The sequence below is a fragment of the Pseudomonas paraeruginosa PA7 genome (genome assembly GCF_000017205.1).
In the GTDB taxonomy this organism is placed as follows: Bacteria; Pseudomonadota; Gammaproteobacteria; order Pseudomonadales; family Pseudomonadaceae; genus Pseudomonas; species Pseudomonas paraeruginosa.
In genome coordinates, this window is the sequence record NC_009656.1 from 4,383,451 (window position 1) to 4,399,767 (window position 16,317).

Below are 16,317 nucleotides of genomic sequence, written 5' to 3' on the forward strand. Positions count from 1 at the left end.
TCAGGGAGGTTCCGCATGAGCATCTCATCCACCGACATTTGCCAGGCCGCCGACGCCCTCAAGGGCTTCGTCGGTTTCAACCGCAAGACCGGCCGCTACATCGTGCGCTTCAGCGAAGACTCCTTCGGCATGGACGTACCCGACGACAGCATCACGCCCACCAGCGAATTCGTCTGGAGCTCGGTGCGCGACGACGTCATGCGCCTGGGTCGCGAGCAACTGCAGATCCTGCTGGAACAGAACATCAACGAACGGCTGAACATCGGCGAACCGCTGCTGGTCTACCTGCGCCGCCAGGACCTGCCGGAAATCACCGCGCAGCGGCAGTTGCGCTGAGCGCCCTGCTGAAGGCGCCCGCCGCTGGTCAACGGCCAGTCGCGCGGGCGCTGCGCGGGAGGGGGCGCCATGAGCAAGGCAATGAACGCGGAGAAGGAAATCCGCAGGAAGCCGCTGCGGAGCGCCCGGCAGAAGCGCCTGGCGAAGCGCGTGAAGAAAAGCACACCGCGAGCCCTGCCCGGCGCGCGCCGGCACAGGGATGAACCGGAGCGACGGGCGCTCAGTCGTCGGCGGCGGGATCCAGCCCGGGGAACAGTACCTCGGTGAAGCCGAACTTGCCGAAGTCGGTGATCCGCGAGGGATACAGGCGGCCGATCAGGTGGTCGCACTCATGTTGCACCACCCGTGCATGGAAGCCCTCGACGCTGCGGTCGATGGGTTTCCCCTGCGGATCGACGCCCTGGTAGCGGATGCGCCGGTGGCGCGGGACCATGCCGCGCAAGCCGGGCACCGACAGGCAGCCTTCCCAGCCTTCCTCAATCTCGTCGTCCAGCGCCGTGATGCGCGGATTCAGCAGGATGGTCGGCGGTACCGCCGGGGCGTCCGGATAGCGCTCGCTGCGCTCGAAGCCGAAGATCACCAGCTGCAGGTCGACGCCGATCTGCGGCGCGGCCAGGCCGACGCCGCCGACGTGGCGCATGGTTTCGAACATGTCGTCGATCAGCCGCTGCAACTCCTGGCTGCCGAACGACTCGGCGGGTACCGGCGGCGCGATGCGCAGCAAGCGCTCGTCGCCCATCTTCAGGATTTCCCGGATCATTCCACACCCCAGATAAAATCAGAATCCTCCTACATGCTCCGCCAGAAAACCAGACAGGACAAGGCGCCAAGCCCTTCACCTTCGCCTCGATTGCGCCATTGAATTGACGCCGAGCCGGTTTCTTTCCCCGCGCATCCGGTAATATTCGCCGCACATAACGCTACACTGGCCAGTTGTGCCGCCGTGCCTTTTCCCTGGAGGAATCCCTTTTTGCTTGCGTTCGGATCGCCTGCCTCGCAGACCCTCGACCCGTACAGGCGCACCCTCGCCTGGCTGGTTCTGGCGGGCCTGTGCCTGTGCGGCGGCCAGCTGTGGGCGGAGGAGACGCGGGTCTCGGTGGAACAGCGCAGCAATGCAGTGAGCCAGGTGCTACTGGGTATCTTCAGCTACGTGCGCTGGCCCAAGGAGCCCACGGTCCTGCAATTGTGCGTGGTAGGCCCGACCGAGTATGCCGACGGCATGCTTCGCGGCATGGTCCAGGCCAATGGCCGCCGGGTACAGGTGGAGCGCCGCGCGGTGGACAACCCCGGACTCGGCACGCTGTGCAACGTGATCTACCTGGGGGTGGTCGACGAACGCGAACGCCGGCAGGTGTTCCGCAGCCTGGCCGGGCATCCGGTGCTGTCGATCAGCGAACGCGGCAGCGAGTGCAGCGTCGGCAGCATGTTCTGCCTCAATGTCGGCGGCCCGCGCATCACCTTCGAGGCCAACCTCGACTCCATCGCCCGCAGCGGCGTACGCGTCCACCCGAGCGTACTGAAACTGGCAAGGCGGCAGGCTACCCCGTGATGAATCGTCGTCGCTATACGGGCTCCAATCCTTCCCTGCGCCGGGTGCTCTATCGCGCACACCTGGGAGTGGCACTGGTCGCCGTGTTCACCGCCGGGCTGGCGGTGACCCTGGTCGGGCTGCTGACCCTGCGCGCCTACGCCGACCCCAACCAGCAACTGATCGCCCGCTCGATCAGCTATACCGTCGAGGCCGCGGTGGTCTTCGGCGACGCCCAGGCCGCCGAGGAGTCCCTGGCACTCATCGCGTCCAGCGAGGAGGTCTCCAGCGCCATCGTCTACGACAGGCAGGGCCGGACCCTGGCCAGCTGGCACCGGGAAAGCACCGGGCCGCTGCACCTCATGGAACAGCAACTGGCACACTGGCTGCTCAGCGCGCCGACCGAGCAGCCGATCCTCCACGAAGGGCAGAGGATCGGCTCGGTGGAAGTCAAGGGTTCCGGCGGCAGCCTGCTGCGCTTCCTGCTCACCGGCTTCGCCGGGATGATCCTCTGCCTGCTGCTCACCGCGCTGGGCGCCTTCTACCTGTCGCGGCGCCTGGTCCGCGGCATCGTCGGACCGCTCGACCAACTCGCCCGGGTCGCGCATACCGTGCGCCGCGAGCGCGACTTCGAGAAACGCGTGCCGGAGGCCGCCATCGCCGAGCTGAGCCAGCTGGGCGAGGACTTCAACGCCCTGCTCGACGAGCTCGAATCCTGGCAGGCGCGCCTGCGGGACGAGAACGCCTCGCTGGCGCACCTGGCCCATCACGACAGCCTGACCAACCTGCCCAACCGCGCGTTCTTCGAAGGCCGCCTGAGCCGCGCCCTGCGCGACGCCATGCAGCATCGCGAACAGCTGGCGGTGCTGTTCATCGACAGCGACCGCTTCAAGGAGATCAATGACCGTCTCGGCCACGCAGCCGGCGACACCGTGCTGGTCAACATCGCCATGCGCATCCGCGGCCAGTTGCGCGAGAGCGACCTGGTGGCGCGCCTGGGTGGCGACGAATTCGCCGTGCTGCTCGCGCCGCTGGCCTCCGGCTCCGACGCCCTGCGCATCGCCGACAACATCATCGCCAGCATGCAGGCGCCAATCCGCCTGGCCGACGGCAGCACCGTCAGCACCTCGCTGACCATCGGCATCGCTCTCTATCCCGATCACGCGGACAACCCCGCGGCGCTGCTCCACGACGCCGACATGGCGATGTACATCGCCAAGCGCCAGGCCCGAGGCAGCCGACGCCTGGCGGACCTCAACGACCCCCGCATCCTGCAACAAGAAAAGGAGATAGACCGTGCTACCCCAGAGGTTCCACCCAAGTAGATTGCTCATCCTCGCCCTGTTCGGTCTGCTGCTCGGCCTGACCGGCTGCCAGACCAAGCCGCCGCAGACGACCGGCCTGACCGCGGAGCAGATCGCCGTGCTCCAGGAACAGGGCTTCGAACTCCGCGACGAGGGCTGGGAGTTCGGCATGTCGAGCAAGGTGCTGTTCGGCAACAACCTCGATCGCCTCAATCCGGACAGCCGCACCACCCTGACGAAGATCGCCCGCGCCCTGCTCGACGTAGGCATCGACAAGGTCCGCCTGGAAGGGCACACCGACAATTACGGCGACGAAGGCTACAACCTGAAGCTGTCCGAGCGCCGCGCCGAGTCGGTGGCCGCGGTGTTCCGCGAGGCCGGCATGCCGGCGGCCAACATCGAGGTCCGCGGCCTGGGCATGAGCAGGCCGGTGGCGGACAACAAGACCCGCGCCGGACGCAGCGAGAACCGCCGCGTCGCGATCATCGTTCCCGCCGGGTAGACCTGCGCTCGCGAGCTGCGTACGGCCCACCCGTACCCGGCCCGTCCATCGCCCCGCACCACCGGTACTCCGCTTCCGGCCTATGTTGAAGGAAGGCGCCAGTGGCCTGGCGTCCCGACCGTCGTTGCCGGGAATGCCGGACTGGATGCCGCATAAACAACGAACGATCCCGCCCCACCCGCCGCTTGCGGACGCCCGGGGTCCACCGACAGGGGGTATCCACCTTCGCCTGTTCACCCACGGAACAGGCCGTCAGACGATGGGAGGCATGCCATGAAGCGGCATTACTACATCAGCGACAACCTCGACGAGCTGGAACGGCTCGAAGCCGAACTGGAAGCCAGCGGCATCGCCACCGAGCAGATCCACGTCCTCAGCGACGAGGATGCGGAAGCCGGCCGGCACCACCTGCACGAAGTCTCGCCATTCATGAAGAAGGACGTGGTCCGTTCCGGCCGCGTCGGCCTGCTGATCGGCCTGGCCCTGGCCATCGTCGCGGTGGCCGCCGCCTACGCCAGCGGCTGGACCGAAACCGCCGCCGGCTGGATCCCGGTGCTGTTCCTCGGCGCCGTGCTCTGCGCCTTCTGCCTGTGGGAGGGCAGCTTCTTCGGCCTGCAACGGCCGAACAGTGCCTTCCGCCCCTTCGAGGAGCGCCTGCGGCAGGGCCAGCACCTGTTCTTCGTCGACGTGAAAAGCGCCCAGGAACCGATCCTGGCCAATGTCGTCAGCCATCACCCACGCCTGCAGGACGCCGGCACCGGCAGCGCCGCCTCGCCGCTGCTGACGGGCTGGCAGCAGCGCTGGCGGCAGTTCCGGCGGATGGTCTGAGCGTCGGGGCCTGCGCCTTCTCGGCGGCCGGCCCTGGCCTGGCCAGTCGCTGCTAGAATAGCCGGCTAGCCGCCCGCCATCCCGGCCGGCGCGGCCCGTCAGGAAACTCCATGAAACTCGATAAAGCCGCAGCCATCGCGCAGCTCAACCAGGCCCTGGGCATGTCCGTGCTGGACTCCGGCAACACCCTGCTCGCCCGTTTCAACAAGAGCAAGAATGCCTGGTGGTTCGATATCCCGCTGAGCCAGCTGAAGACCGGCAAGTTCCTCAACCTGTTGCTGCTGAGCCCGGCCGGCGACGCCGTGGAGCACCTGAAGGTGCCTACCAGCTTTCTCCGCCAGCAGCAGGAAGGCCTGGAGCTGCGCGACAAGAACGCCCGCCGGCCGACCCTGAGCCTGGAACTGAGCGCCGACGCCGGTAGGCGCCTGCGCGATATCCGTCCGGGTGGCACCGGGCTGGACTTCGCCGCGTTCCTGCAGCCCTGAGCGGCGGCGGCTTCAGCGCTGCAGTTCGATGCGCTCCGGGTGGATCAGGATCAGGCCTTTCTTGTAGAGGCCGCCGATGGCCTTCTTGAAGGTACCCTTGCTGACCCCAAACAGCCGGTGGATGTCTTCCGGCGAACTCTTGTCGCTCAGCGGCAGGCTGCCGCCGGCTTCCAGCAGCCGGGCGAGGATCTGCTGGCTGAGTTCCACGGCAGCCTCGGCACCGACCGGCTGCAGGCTCAGGGCGATCTTGCCGTCCGCGCGCAGTTCCCTGATGTAGCCCTGCTCGCGCATGCCGCTGCGGAGGAAGCGGAACGCCTCGTTCTTGTGGATCAGGCCCCAGTGCTTGCCCTCGATGATTGCCTTGAAGCCCATCTCGGTCCGCTCCACCACCAGCAGGTCGACCGCCTGGCCGACGCTGTAGCGCGGCGGAACGTTGTCCAGCTGGCGGTCGAGGCGGGCGGTGGCGGTGATGCGGTTGGTGCGCTTGTCCAGGTAGACGTAGACCACGCAGTAGTCGCCGACCTGCAGCGGCCGCTTCTCTTCCGAGTGCGGCAGCAGCAGGTCCTTGGGCAGGCCCCAGTCGAGGAACAGGCCGATCCGGTTGATCTCCACCACTTTCAGGCTGGCGAAACCGCCGACCTGGACCTTCGGCGTCTGGGTGGTGGCGATCAGGCGATCGTCGCTGTCCAGGTAGATGAATACGTTGAGCCAGTCGCCCACCTCGCTGGGCTGGTCCTTCGGCACATAGCGCCTGGGCAGGAGGATCTCGCCGTGCTGGGTACCGTCGAGGTACAGCCCGAACTCGGTGTGCTTGACCACCTGCAGGGAATTGAAACGCCCGATGACCGCCATGCTGACTCCTTCTGTCGAAGGGGCGGCATTCTACCGCCCGCGCCGGGTCCGGGCTGAAGTTTTTGCCACGGCACCGGCGCCGCTCATCGTCCGCGCGACCGTTCAGGCCGAAACATCCTGAAGCACGCGGAAATTTCCCAAATGCCGACTGTCTACTGGCAGCAAGCACAACGATGTTTCAAAATCGTTAATCTTTAATTCTTTTTTGGAACATCCTTATAAAGGATCGCCTCCGTTCACCAGGAGTTCCTGTGCGCCCATTCAGCCGTTGGCTTTCATCGTGCGGCTCGCTTCTTGCGCTGACCGCGCTGTTCATGGCCGTCCCCCTCGCGGCCCGCTACTGGCTCGGCTGGTCGTCGCCCTCCGGCTACCTCTCCGACCTTGCCCTCGGCAGCCTGCTGGCGTTGCTTCTGCACCGCCGCTCGCTGTGGTTGGCGCTGCCGGTGATGACGCTGTGGTGCCTGTTGCTGATCGGTACCGTCGAGCTGGTCGGCGCGGTCGGGCGCATGCCGGAACCCTCCGACCTGAAGTACCTGCTCGATCCGCAGTTCGTCAGCAGCTCGACCCAGGGCAGCGGCCTCGCCCACCTCCCGCTGGCGCTCGGCCTCGGCGGCGCGCTGCTGCTCTGCGTACTGCTCTGGCGTCGCCGCGGTCCGCGCCTGCCGCGCTACGCCTATGCCCTGCCGGCAGCCTTCCTCGCCGCCCATGTCGGCCTGCAGTACCTGCGGCCGAGCGACGCCGACCAGTGGTACCAGTACAACCTGCCACACAAGCTGCTGGCCGGCGCGCTCAGCAGCGGCCAGCTGGCGGCCGAGGACTGGCTCGCCGGTGATCGCCCGGAGACCCCGCCGGACGTCGCCGGCCTCAACCAGCTCGATCTTTCCGGCGCCCCCCTGCTGGCTGGCGGCGGACGTGCGCGCAACGTCCTGATCGTGGCCATGGAGGGGATTCCCGGCGCCTACATCGCCGCCAACCGCGCGGCCATCAACAGCAGCTACCACGAAGCGCTGATGCCCAGGTTGAGCGGCTGGGCCGAGCGGGCGATGACCACCCCGGACTACGTGCTGCACAGCCACCAGACCATCCGCGGCCTCTACGCCATGCTCTGCGGCGACTACAGCAAGCTCGACTCGGGCACGCCGAAGGGCGTCGAGCTGCTGAACAACCCGACCCGGGCCAGGGAGTGCCTGCCCAGCCAGCTGCGCCAGCACGGATTCAGCACGCACTTCCTGCAGGGTGCCGGCCTGCGCTTCATGGCCAAGGACAAGGTCATGCCGCAGATGGGCTTCGACAAGACCCTCGGGCGCGACTGGTTCCGCAACAAGTCCTACCTGGAATTCCCCTGGGGCATGGACGACAAGGCCTTCTTCGAAGGCGCCGCGACCTACGTGAAGCAACTGCGCCAGCAGAAGAAACCCTGGATGCTGACCCTGCTCACCGTCGGTACCCACCAGCCCTACTCCGCCCCCGCCGACTACCTGGCGCGCTACCCGAGCGCCAAGCAGGCCGCGGTGGCCTATCTCGACGACGCGATCGACGCCTTCCTCGCCGATCTGGAAAAACAGGGTGTGCTGCGCGACACCCTGGTGATCCTCACGTCCGACGAGTCCCATGGCGTCGACCATGTGCGCCTCGCCTCGGCCTGGGGCTTCAATCTGGTGCTGGCGCCGGAACAGGCGGCGCTGCCGCCGATCAAGAGCGGCGTCTACGGTCATGTCGACCTCACCGCCTCGGTGCTCGACTACTTCGGCTACCGGGTGCCGACGGGGATTTCCGGACGTTCGCTGTTCCGCGACTACGCCAGCGGTCGCGAAATGATGTCCTACACCAACGGTTTGCTGCGCCACCACGACGGCAAGGACACCTTCGTCGAGTGCGACTTCCAGCAGACCTGCCGGCGCTACCGCAGCGAGGGCTTCATCGCCGACGAGGCCGAGTTCCTTGGCCGCTTCGGCGGTCGCCAGGCACGCCTGGTCAGCCAGCGCGCCGCGGTCCTCGACCACTCCGTGCAGCAGGGCAGCCCGCTGGGCCAGGAATTCCAGTTCGCCACCCGCGAGCGTATCCGCCTGAAGCCGGAAAGCCACAACGACTGGACCGACAACCTGATCGGCGCGCAATACCTGGAGATGCCGAAGAACAGCCGGACCACGGTCAACCTGAAGATCCGCGCCCTGCAGATGGACCGCAGCGGCGCCCGGGTGACGCTCAAGACCAAGGAATTCGAGCGCGACGTGCCGATCCCGGTGCCGGAGCTCCCGCGCCTGCTCAAGGGCAAGCCGCTGGAGTTGAGCTTCGCCTTCGACAACCCCGAGGCGCGCAAGGCCTTTTCCTTCCACCTGCTCGCCGAGGGGCGCGGGATCATCGAGATCAGCGATTTCCACGTGGTCACCGTGGCCAATCCGGAGCCACCGGAAAGCCGCGGCCAACTCGCCGGGCAAAGCGTGGATCGGCCGCTGCTGAGCACCTTGAAGAGCCTGTTCGCCAACCGCCCCGAGGCGGAGGAAACGGAACGCGCGGACAACCCGCGCGAGCGCACCGTCATTCCCGAACAGAAGGCCCTGATCCTCTCCCACTGACCTTGCCGCGCGCGGCCGAACCCTTCTCCCGCGCCGGCGTCGAAGCTTCGAACGAAACGCAACGGAGAGCGGCATGAAGCATCTGCTATTCCCGGCCCTGGCCGGCATCCTGCTGGCCCCCCTGGCGCATGCGGCCAGTTTCGACTGCGAGAAGGCCACGCGGGCCGATGAAAAAGCCATCTGCGCCAACCGCGCGCTCAATGACCAGGACGTCGAGATGAGCGTGAAATACCGCTTCCTGCGCGGCCTGTTCGCCATGGGCGGACGTGGCGCGATGCAGGACCGGCAGCAGGCCTGGCTACAGGAGCGGCGCCGCTGCGGCGGCGACACCGGGTGCCTGTCCCGCGCCTATGCGCAGCGCATCGGCGAGCTGGACAAGCAGTACGCGGGCATCGACAAGCCGCTCTGAACTAGCGACCGGCGACGGCGAACTGCAACTCCGCCAAGCGCGCATACAGCGGGTTCTCGGCGATCAGCCGGGCATGGCTGCCGATCGCCACCAACCGGCCCTGGTCGATCACCGCGATGCGATCGGCACTCTGTACCGTGGCCAGGCGGTGGGCGATCACCAGGGTGGTGCGCCCGCTCATCAGGCTGGGCAGGGCTTGCTGGATCAGGTGTTCGCTTTCCGCATCCAGCGCGCTGGTGGCTTCGTCGAGCAGCAGCAGCGGCGCGTCCACCAGCAGCGCGCGGGCGATCGCCAGGCGCTGGCGCTGCCCCCCCGAGAGGCCGATGCCGCCCTCGCCCAGATGAGTGGCGTAGCCCTGCGGCAAACGCAGGATGAACTCGTGGGCATGCGCCGCCCGCGCCGCGGCCTCGACCTCGGCGGCGCTGGCGCCGGGGCGGCCGTAGCGGATGTTGTCTTCCACGCTGCCGAAGAACAGCGCGGGGTTCTGCGAAACCAGGGCGAAGCAGCGGCGCAGGTCGGCCGGGTCCAGCTCGACGATCGGCTGACCGTCCAGCAACAGCCGCCCCTGCTGCGGATCGAAGAAGCGCAGCAGCAGGTCGAACAGGGTCGACTTGCCGGCCCCGGAAGGACCGACCAGGGCCAGGGTTTCCCCCGGCTCGACGACCAGACTGATGTCGTCGATGGCCCACTGCGCAGGGCGGGTCGGATAGGCGAAGCTCACCCCTTGCAGTTCCAGTCGTCCGCTCACCCGTGCCGGCAGGACCAGCGGCTGAGCTGGCGGGCGGATCTGGCTGCGAGTCTCGAGCAGTTCGGCGATGCGCTCCGCGGCGCCGGCGGCGCGCTGCAGCTCGCCGATCACTTCGCTGAGCGTACCGAAGGCCATGCCGACGACCAGGCTGTAGAAGACGAAGGCGGCCAGTTCGCCGGCGGAGATGCTACCGGCGATCACGTCACGGCCGCCGACCCAGAGCATCACCCCGACCGCGCCGAGCACCAGCACGATCACCACGGTGACCAGCCAGGCACGCTGGGCGATGCGCCTGCGCGCGGTGTCGAAGGCCCGCTCGACGGTGCCGGCGAAGCGCTGGCGGTCCTGCGCCTGGTGATTGTAGGCCTGTACCGTCTTGATCTGGCCGAGGGTCTCGCCGACATAGCTGCCGACGTCGGCCACCCGGTCCTGGCTTTCCCGCGACAGGCTGCGCACGCGGCGACCGAACAGCAGGATCGGCGCGATCACCAGCGGCAACGCCAGTACCACGATGCTGGTCAGCTTGGCGTTGGTGACGAACATCAACAGCACCCCGCCGACCAGCATCAGGGCGTTGCGCAGGGCCATCGACAGCGAAGAGCCGATCACCGTCTGCAAAAGGGTGGTGTCGGCGGTCAGGCGCGACTGGATTTCGGAGCTGCGGTTGGTTTCGTAGAAGCCGGGATGCAGCTCGATCAGGTGGTCGAACACGCGCTTGCGGATGTCCGCGACGAAGCGTTCGCCGATCCATGACACCAGGTAGAAGCGCACGAAGGTGCCCAGCGCCAGGCCGAGCACCAGCAGGAAGAACAGCAGGATGTAGCGATCGAGTCGTTCCGGCGAGGCGGTGAGGAATCCCTGGTCCACCAGCAGGCGGATGCCCTGGCCGAGGGACAGGGTGATCGCCGCGGTGAACAGGAGCGCCGCCAGGGCACCCAGCATGCGCCAGCGATAGGGCGCCATGAAGCGCCAGGCCAGGCGCAGGGCGTTGCGCTGGCGGGAAGACAGGATGGCAGGCATGCGGCGCTCGCGTTCGGCTCGGGGTGCAGCAGGTTAGCACCGGGAGACGGGAGGAAGCGATGCGCGGTCATTGGCGAAGTGTCTTCCAGAGCAACTGGAAAACACATGTTTCACACAACTTCACCCAATAACCCGAAACAACTTTCCGGACAACTCGGAATAAGCGATGCAGAGCACCCCCGCCTATATCGGGATAAATAAACAGCGCCATTCTTCAGCGCAGCGTAGAACCTTACTCCCGGAATCTTCCCGCGCCTCGCCATGCGCGGTCCACGCCAAGCAAGGCCGCTGGAAATACCGCAGCGTGCCTCTCGGGTATTGGCTAACGGTCTTTATGGAAAACAGCAGGTTACGCCCGAAATCTGATCGATAATATTCAAGATGAAATAAAACCCCGCTTCGGTTATAATGAACGGCCATATTTAATGCAGAGACAGGTCCCCGGATATGGCCATCATGAAGAAAACCGTCGCTCCGAAAGTCGCCAAGCCGGCTCCCGCGGTGGAAACCCGCGAGTCCATCGAAGCGCAGGTCGCCGCCTTCCTCCAGGCCGGCGGCGAGATCCAGAAGATCGCCAAGGGCGTCAGCGGCCAGGTCTATGGGCCTTCCCGGCAGATCACCATCAGCAAGAAACGCTGATCACCCGTCCGTAGCGGGAACACCGAAGGGGATGGCTGGCCGGCACGCAGATGTGCCACGCTCCATCCCCTTTTTCATGCCCGAGTCCCGATTGTCCCATGGCCAGCCACCCCGATCCGCTGCACGGCGTTACCCTGGAAAGACTGCTCACCGAACTGGTCGCCCATCACGGCTGGGCGGAGCTCGCCAGACGCGTCGATATCCGCTGCTTCAGGAACGATCCGAGCATCAAGTCCAGCCTGGCCTTCCTGCGCAAGACGCCCTGGGCCCGGGAAAAGGTCGAGGCGCTGTACGTCCGGCTCAAGCGCAGCCAGGGCTGATCATTTCGGCAGCAGCCCCAGGCGCAGCAGTTGCCCGTCCTTCTGGTCGGTGAGCAGGTAGAGATAGCCGTCCGGCCCCTGCCGCACATCGCGGATGCGCACCCCTAGATCGCCCAGCAGGCGTTCCTCGTGAACGATCCGCTCACCGTCGAGTTGCAGGCGGATCAGCTCCTGCGTCGCCAGCGCGCCGATGAACAGGTTGTGCTGCCAGGCGGGGAAGCGTGTCGCGTCGTAGAACGCCATGCCGCTGATCGCCGGCGATTTCTCCCAGACGTGATGCGGCGCCTCGCTGCCCTCGACGGTCTTGCCCCTGGCCTCGGGGATCGGCAGCAGGGTGTAGTTGATGCCGTGGGTCGCCAACGGCCAGCCGTAGTTCCCCGCGGCCCGGGGAATGTTGATCTCGTCGCCGCCGCGCGGCCCGTGCTCGTGCGTCCAGAGCTGGCCGGTCCAGGGATTCAGCGCGGCGCCCTGCTGGTTGCGGTGGCCATAGCTCCAGATTTCCGGGCGCGCGTCGGCGCGACCAACGAAGGGATTGTCCTTGGGAATGCCGCCATCCGGATACAACCGGACGATCTTGCCCTGCAGCTTGTCGAGGTCCTGAGAGGTGCTGCGCTGGTTGTTCTCGCCCAGCGCGATGAACAGGTGGCCATGGCCGTCAAAGACCAGCCGCGAGCCGAAGTGATGGCCGCTGGACAGCTTGGGCAGTTGCCGGAAGATCACCTGGAAGTTCTCCAGCCGGCGCTTGTCCGCCGACAGCCGCCCGCGTCCGGCGGTGGTCCCGGCGCGGCCATCGGCGCCAGCCTCGGCGTAGGTCAGGTAGACCAGCCGGTCCTCGGCGAAACCTGGAGACAGGGCCACGTCGAGCAGGCCGCCCTGGCCGCTGGCGAAGACCTTCGGCACGCCTTCCAGAGGCGCCGACAGCTCGCCCGCCGGGCTGACGAGACGCAGGCGACCGGGACGCTCGGTGACCAGCATGCCGCCGTTGCCAGGGAGAAAGGCCACGGCCCAGGGATAGGCCAGCCCGCCGACCACCGGGGTGACTTCGACGCTGCCCAGTTCGCTGGCGTGGCGGCCGGCGTCCACCGCCTGTGCCGGGAGAGCGAGCAGCGCAACGGCGCTCAGCAGGATGGCGCGCATAGACAGGCCCGGCATGGGTTCTCTCCTTCCAAGCGGAAAAACACCACTCTAGTCGCTGATCCATCGCGTTTGCGCGCTTGCACACGGGCTGTAACAAAACCCGCCGCAGCTCTCAGAGCAGCGCGACCATTTCCTTGAGGGTCACCGCCCAGGTGCCCTTGGCGTTGATGTAGCGATAACCGAAGCGCGAGCCATGCGCCTCGCCGCTGATCACCGCGTTCCAGGCCTGGCCGCGCGGCAGGTCGTGGGCCGGGTCGAGGAGCAGGAAGGCGCGCTCGCTCATGCCGATGGCCAGGCCCCAGTGGCGGATGTCGCTGCCCTTGCGTCCGTGGAAGCCCAGCACCACCGGATAACCGCCCTGCAGGTATTCCCTGGTGCGCCGGACCAGCAGGCGCCCCTCGCCCTTCAGGGCGAAGTGCTCGGTATCGTTGATCTGCGCCAGCAGCTCCAGCAGGTCGACGCCGGTGGTGCCCACCCGCAGCAGGGGACCGTGCTGGCCGAGCGCTTTCATCAGGCGCCCATAGCGGCTGCGGCTATCGACCCGCTCCAGGCCCTTGGCCTGGCGCCGGCGCAACTGGCCGCGGACCAGCATCGCCATGACCAGGCAGTAGGGTCCGCAGGCGCCGTCCATGTCGCCCTGGCGCAGGTGCACCTTGTCGCCATGGACGTTGCACAGGCTGCCGCTGCCGTCCTCGTCCAGGTCCCACTCCAGGCCATCGATCAGGCGTGAATGCATAGGTTTCTCCCGACAGGTTCCTTCTGTTGGGACCGACCGCCGGACGAATCATTCCTCGGCGCCAGCCGCGCCAACGGGTACACTGGCGGCCCGCCACGCCAGTGCTCCCCGCCATGACCGAACCGATCCGCCTGTCCAGACGCCTCGTCGAACTCATCGCCTGCTCGCGCCGCGAGGCCGAGCTGTACATCGAGGGAGGCTGGGTCAGCGTCGACGGCACGGTGGTCGAGGAGCCACAGTTCAAGGTGCTCGACCAGCGCGTGGAACTGCTTCCCGGTGCCCGTCCCGAGCCGCTCGCGCCGGTCACCCTGCTGCTGCACAAGCCGGCCGGTTGCCGGGAGGACGAAGCCGCCCGGCTGCTGGTCGCGGCGCACCGCTGGGAGGCCGACGCCAGCGTCCTGCGGCCGCTGAAGAAGCATTTCGCCCGGCAACGCGCGACGCTCCCGCTGGATACCGAGGCGTCCGGCCTGTTAGTGTTCAGCCAGCAACATGGCGTGCTGCGCAAACTGGTCGAGGACGGCGCGCGGATCGAACAGGAATATCTCGTGGAAGTCGCCGGAGAACTGCCTCCCGGCGGTCTCGAACGGCTACGCCATGGTCTTGCCTACCGCGGCCGGGCACTGCCGCCATGCAAGGTCAGCTGGCAGAACGAAAACCACCTGCGCTTCGCCCTCAAGGGTGCCCAGCCCGGCCAGTTGCGCTTCATGTGCGAAAGCGAGGGACTGGAGGTACGCGGCATCCGTCGCCTGCGCATCGGCGCGCTGTCGCTGGCCAGGCTGCCATCCGGAGAATGGCGCTACCTCGGCGTCCACGAGCGCTTCTGACGCCTCAGTCCGCGCCACGCAGCGCCCGTCCCGGGGACTGCCCGCAAACCCGCCGGTACATGGCGATGAATGCGCTGTCGCTGGCATAGCCCAGGGCGTGGGCGACCTCGGTCACCGAACGCCCTTCGGCCAGTCGCCGGCGCGCTTCGAACAGGCGCGCCTGGGTCCGCCAGCGGGCGAAGCTGAGGCCGGTCTCGTCACCGAACAGGCGCGCCAGGGTCCGCCCGCTGGCCCCCACCTCGTGTCCCCAGGCGTCGATGCCACGGCCCTCGGCCGGTTGCGCCAGCAGCGCCTCGGCCACCCGCAACGCCCGCGGGTCGCGCGGCAGCGGCAGGCTCGCGGCCTGTTCCGGCGCCGCCGCCAGCTCTTCGAACAGGGCGCGCAGCAGCGTCCGGTGCCGGCCTTCCAGCTCGAGATCGGCAGCCCAGCCGGTCATGCGCAGGATCAGCTCGCGCAACAGCGGATTGACCTCCACCACCCGCGCCACCTGCGCCAGGTCGCTGAACGCCTCCGGCGCGAAATACAGGCTGCGGTAGGCGAAACGCCCATGCAGGACCGTGCGGTGCGGCACTCCGGAGGGCAGCCAGGCGGCCTGGAGCGGAGTCAGCTGGCAGATGCGCTCGGCGAAGTACAGCGTGACGCTGCCGGCGGCCATGTACAGCAACTGCGCGCGCCGATGGCAATGCCAGTCACTGCGGTGGCCGCTGCTGTCGACCTCTATGCCGACCACCGGACAGCGAGCGAGGTCGGGATCGTCGACCTGTTCGTAGGGGTAACGCGGCATCTTGTCCTCTTCGCGATGTTTCCTGTCCTGACCGCTGCATTCTGCCAGCGACATGCCGCCTAGGCTTGGCTCTTTTTTCCGGAGAGCCCATGTCCGAGCGTACCTGTCCTCCCCTGCCGCTGGTGATCGTCCTGCTCGCCCTGCCGCAGGCCGCCGAAACCATTCTCTCGCCCGCCCTGCCGGCGCTCGCGCGCCACTGGCAGCTGGACGGCGCCACCAGCCAATGGACCATGGCGCTGTTCTTCGTCGGCTTCGCCCCGGGCATCTGGCTCTGGGGCTGGCTGGCCGACCATCTCGGCCGCCGCCCGGCGTTGCTCGGCGGGCTCGGCCTGGCCACGCTGGCGACCCTCGGCGCCTGGGCCAGCGCAGACTACGCCAGCCTGCTCGCCTGTCGCGCGCTGCAGGGGCTGGGCCTGGCGACCTGCTCGGTGACGGTGCAGACCAGCCTGCGCGACGTGCTGCACGGGCCGGCGCTGATGAGCTATTTCGTCACCCTGGGCGCGGTGCTGGCCTGGTCGCCGGCCGTCGGTCCCGTCAGCGGCCAGTGGCTGGCCGACCTGGGCGGCCACCCGGTGGTGTTCGCCGCCCTTGCCGCGCTACTCGCCACGCTGCTGGCGCTGGTCGCCCTGCGCTGGCCGGAAACCCATGCGCCGGCGACGGCGGGTCCGGGAACCCTGGCGGTGTGCCGGCGGGCGCTCGCCGACCGCCTGTTGCAGAAGCGCGCGCTGCTGGTGGCGGTGCTGAACGTGCTGGTGTTTTCCTTCTACGCCGCGGGCCCGTTCATGGTCGGCAACCTGCCCTGGCTGGGCTTCGGTTGGGTCGGCCTGGCCATCGCCCTGGCCGGGAGCCTCGGCGCGCTGCTCAACCGACGCCTGCCGCCAGGCTGGCCCAGCGGCCGTCGGGTACGCCTGGGCCTGGCGCTGGCGGCCGGCGGGGCGGCGGCGCAGACGTTGCTGGCGCTCGCGGGATACGCCCACGGACTGGCCTGGGCCGCGCCGGCCCTGCCGATCTTCATCGGCTTCGGCCTGGCGATCCCCAATCTGCTGGGGCCGGCGCTGCACGCCTATGCCGATTGCCGGGGCCGCGCCGGCGCCCTGTTCGGCCTCGCCTATTACCTGCTGATCGGCCTGGGCCTGGCCTGCTCCACCCTGCTGCCGTTCGACCACGCCGGGCCCCTGGCCACATACTGGAGCGTCCTCGGGCTGGTCGCGCTGATCCTGGCCTCCGGCCTGCCGGACTGAAGTGGCCAGGTACGCCCATGCAAAACGGACGACCGGCCTGGAGACAGG

General features: G+C 67.7%; 18 protein-coding genes. 12 read left to right on the forward strand and 6 right to left on the reverse strand.

Annotated features, from left to right (window positions below; all coding sequences use genetic code 11):
* The first annotated feature begins 15 nt into the window (after positions 1-15).
* Positions 16-336 (forward strand): DUF2025 family protein, encoded by a 321-nt coding sequence (locus tag PSPA7_RS20165; RefSeq protein WP_003157837.1) that lies wholly within the window; start codon positions 16-18, stop codon positions 334-336.
* Between the two features lie 220 nt (positions 337-556).
* On the opposite strand, the gene def is transcribed toward PSPA7_RS20165, so the two are convergent.
* On the reverse strand, positions 557-1,096 hold the full coding sequence (gene def, locus PSPA7_RS20170; protein ID WP_003157838.1) for a peptide deformylase: 540 nt from the start codon (positions 1,094-1,096) through the stop codon (positions 557-559).
* 210 nt (positions 1,097-1,306) lie between these two features.
* On the opposite strand from def, the gene yfiR reads away from it, so the two are divergent.
* From yfiR to PSPA7_RS20195, 5 genes are all read left to right on the forward strand, one after another.
* Entirely contained in the window at positions 1,307-1,885 is a 579-nt protein-coding gene (yfiR, locus tag PSPA7_RS20175; RefSeq protein WP_003157839.1) for a regulatory sequestration protein YfiR, read from the forward strand.
* The gene (gene tpbB, locus PSPA7_RS20180; RefSeq protein ID WP_003157840.1) at positions 1,885-3,189 is read left to right on the forward strand and encodes a small colony variant regulatory network diguanylate cyclase TpbB; all 1,305 of its coding nucleotides are present in this window, start codon (positions 1,885-1,887) and stop codon (positions 3,187-3,189) included. Before yfiR ends, tpbB begins: the two co-directional genes overlap by 1 nt.
* Positions 3,161-3,670, forward strand: coding sequence for an outer membrane lipoprotein YfiB (gene yfiB, locus PSPA7_RS20185; protein ID WP_041025384.1), 510 nt, complete (start codon positions 3,161-3,163; stop codon positions 3,668-3,670). Before tpbB ends, yfiB begins: the two co-directional genes overlap by 29 nt.
* Positions 3,671-3,943: 273 nt before the next feature.
* The gene (locus PSPA7_RS20190; protein WP_012076698.1) at positions 3,944-4,498 is read left to right on the forward strand and encodes a hypothetical protein; all 555 of its coding nucleotides are present in this window, start codon (positions 3,944-3,946) and stop codon (positions 4,496-4,498) included.
* A 110-nt stretch (positions 4,499-4,608) separates the two neighbouring features.
* Positions 4,609-4,983: a hypothetical protein gene (locus PSPA7_RS20195; RefSeq protein ID WP_012076699.1), complete on the forward strand. Its 375-nt coding sequence runs from the start codon at positions 4,609-4,611 to the stop codon at positions 4,981-4,983.
* A 12-nt stretch (positions 4,984-4,995) separates the two neighbouring features.
* Here PSPA7_RS20195 and PSPA7_RS20200 read toward each other — a convergent pair whose 3' ends face one another.
* Positions 4,996-5,835 carry a CvfB family protein gene (locus tag PSPA7_RS20200; RefSeq protein WP_012076700.1) on the reverse strand — a complete coding sequence of 280 codons (840 nt, stop codon included), beginning with the start codon at positions 5,833-5,835 and terminating at the stop codon, positions 4,996-4,998.
* A 251-nt stretch (positions 5,836-6,086) separates the two neighbouring features.
* Between PSPA7_RS20200 and PSPA7_RS20205 the strand changes: the two genes are divergently transcribed.
* Both PSPA7_RS20205 and PSPA7_RS20210 read left to right on the forward strand, forming a co-directional pair.
* Entirely contained in the window at positions 6,087-8,411 is a 2,325-nt protein-coding gene (locus tag PSPA7_RS20205; RefSeq protein WP_012076701.1) for an LTA synthase family protein, read from the forward strand.
* Positions 8,412-8,484: 73 nt separating this feature from the next.
* Positions 8,485-8,820, forward strand: coding sequence for a lysozyme inhibitor LprI family protein (locus tag PSPA7_RS20210; RefSeq protein ID WP_003157845.1), 336 nt, complete (start codon positions 8,485-8,487; stop codon positions 8,818-8,820).
* A 1-nt stretch (position 8,821) separates the two neighbouring features.
* Here the strand turns inward: PSPA7_RS20210 and hcuC are convergent, their stop codons facing one another.
* On the reverse strand, positions 8,822-10,588 hold the full coding sequence (gene hcuC / locus PSPA7_RS20215; protein WP_012076702.1) for a hydrophobic compound transporter HcuC: 1,767 nt from the start codon (positions 10,586-10,588) through the stop codon (positions 8,822-8,824).
* Positions 10,589-11,035: 447 nt separating this feature from the next.
* Between hcuC and PSPA7_RS20220 the strand changes: the two genes are divergently transcribed.
* Both PSPA7_RS20220 and PSPA7_RS20225 read left to right on the forward strand, forming a co-directional pair.
* Positions 11,036-11,227, forward strand: coding sequence for a PFL_1563 family small protein (locus PSPA7_RS20220; protein ID WP_003157643.1), 192 nt, complete (start codon positions 11,036-11,038; stop codon positions 11,225-11,227).
* Positions 11,228-11,325: 98 nt separating this feature from the next.
* Entirely contained in the window at positions 11,326-11,547 is a 222-nt protein-coding gene (locus tag PSPA7_RS20225; protein WP_003157644.1) for a VF530 family protein, read from the forward strand.
* Here the strand turns inward: PSPA7_RS20225 and PSPA7_RS20230 are convergent, their stop codons facing one another.
* Together PSPA7_RS20230 and hcuA are read right to left on the reverse strand one after the other, a co-directional pair.
* Positions 11,548-12,699, reverse strand: coding sequence for a PQQ-dependent sugar dehydrogenase (locus PSPA7_RS20230; protein ID WP_003157645.1), 1,152 nt, complete (start codon positions 12,697-12,699; stop codon positions 11,548-11,550).
* 97 nt (positions 12,700-12,796) lie between these two features.
* Complete coding sequence (gene hcuA, locus PSPA7_RS20235) at positions 12,797-13,420, reverse strand: hydrophobic compound transporter HcuA (RefSeq protein ID WP_012076704.1); 624 nt, start codon at positions 13,418-13,420, stop codon at positions 12,797-12,799.
* Between the two features lie 113 nt (positions 13,421-13,533).
* Between hcuA and PSPA7_RS20240 the strand changes: the two genes are divergently transcribed.
* Complete coding sequence (locus PSPA7_RS20240) at positions 13,534-14,244, forward strand: rRNA pseudouridine synthase (RefSeq protein WP_012076705.1); 711 nt, start codon at positions 13,534-13,536, stop codon at positions 14,242-14,244.
* 4 nt (positions 14,245-14,248) lie between these two features.
* Here PSPA7_RS20240 and PSPA7_RS20245 read toward each other — a convergent pair whose 3' ends face one another.
* Positions 14,249-15,028, reverse strand: a complete 780-nt coding sequence (locus tag PSPA7_RS20245; RefSeq protein WP_012076706.1) for an AraC family transcriptional regulator — start codon at positions 15,026-15,028, stop codon at positions 14,249-14,251.
* Between the two features lie 89 nt (positions 15,029-15,117).
* Here PSPA7_RS20245 and PSPA7_RS20250 point away from each other — a divergent pair, with 89 nt between their 5' ends.
* Positions 15,118-16,269: an MFS transporter gene (locus PSPA7_RS20250; protein WP_012076707.1), complete on the forward strand. Its 1,152-nt coding sequence runs from the start codon at positions 15,118-15,120 to the stop codon at positions 16,267-16,269.
* Positions 16,270-16,317: the final 48 nt, after the last annotated feature.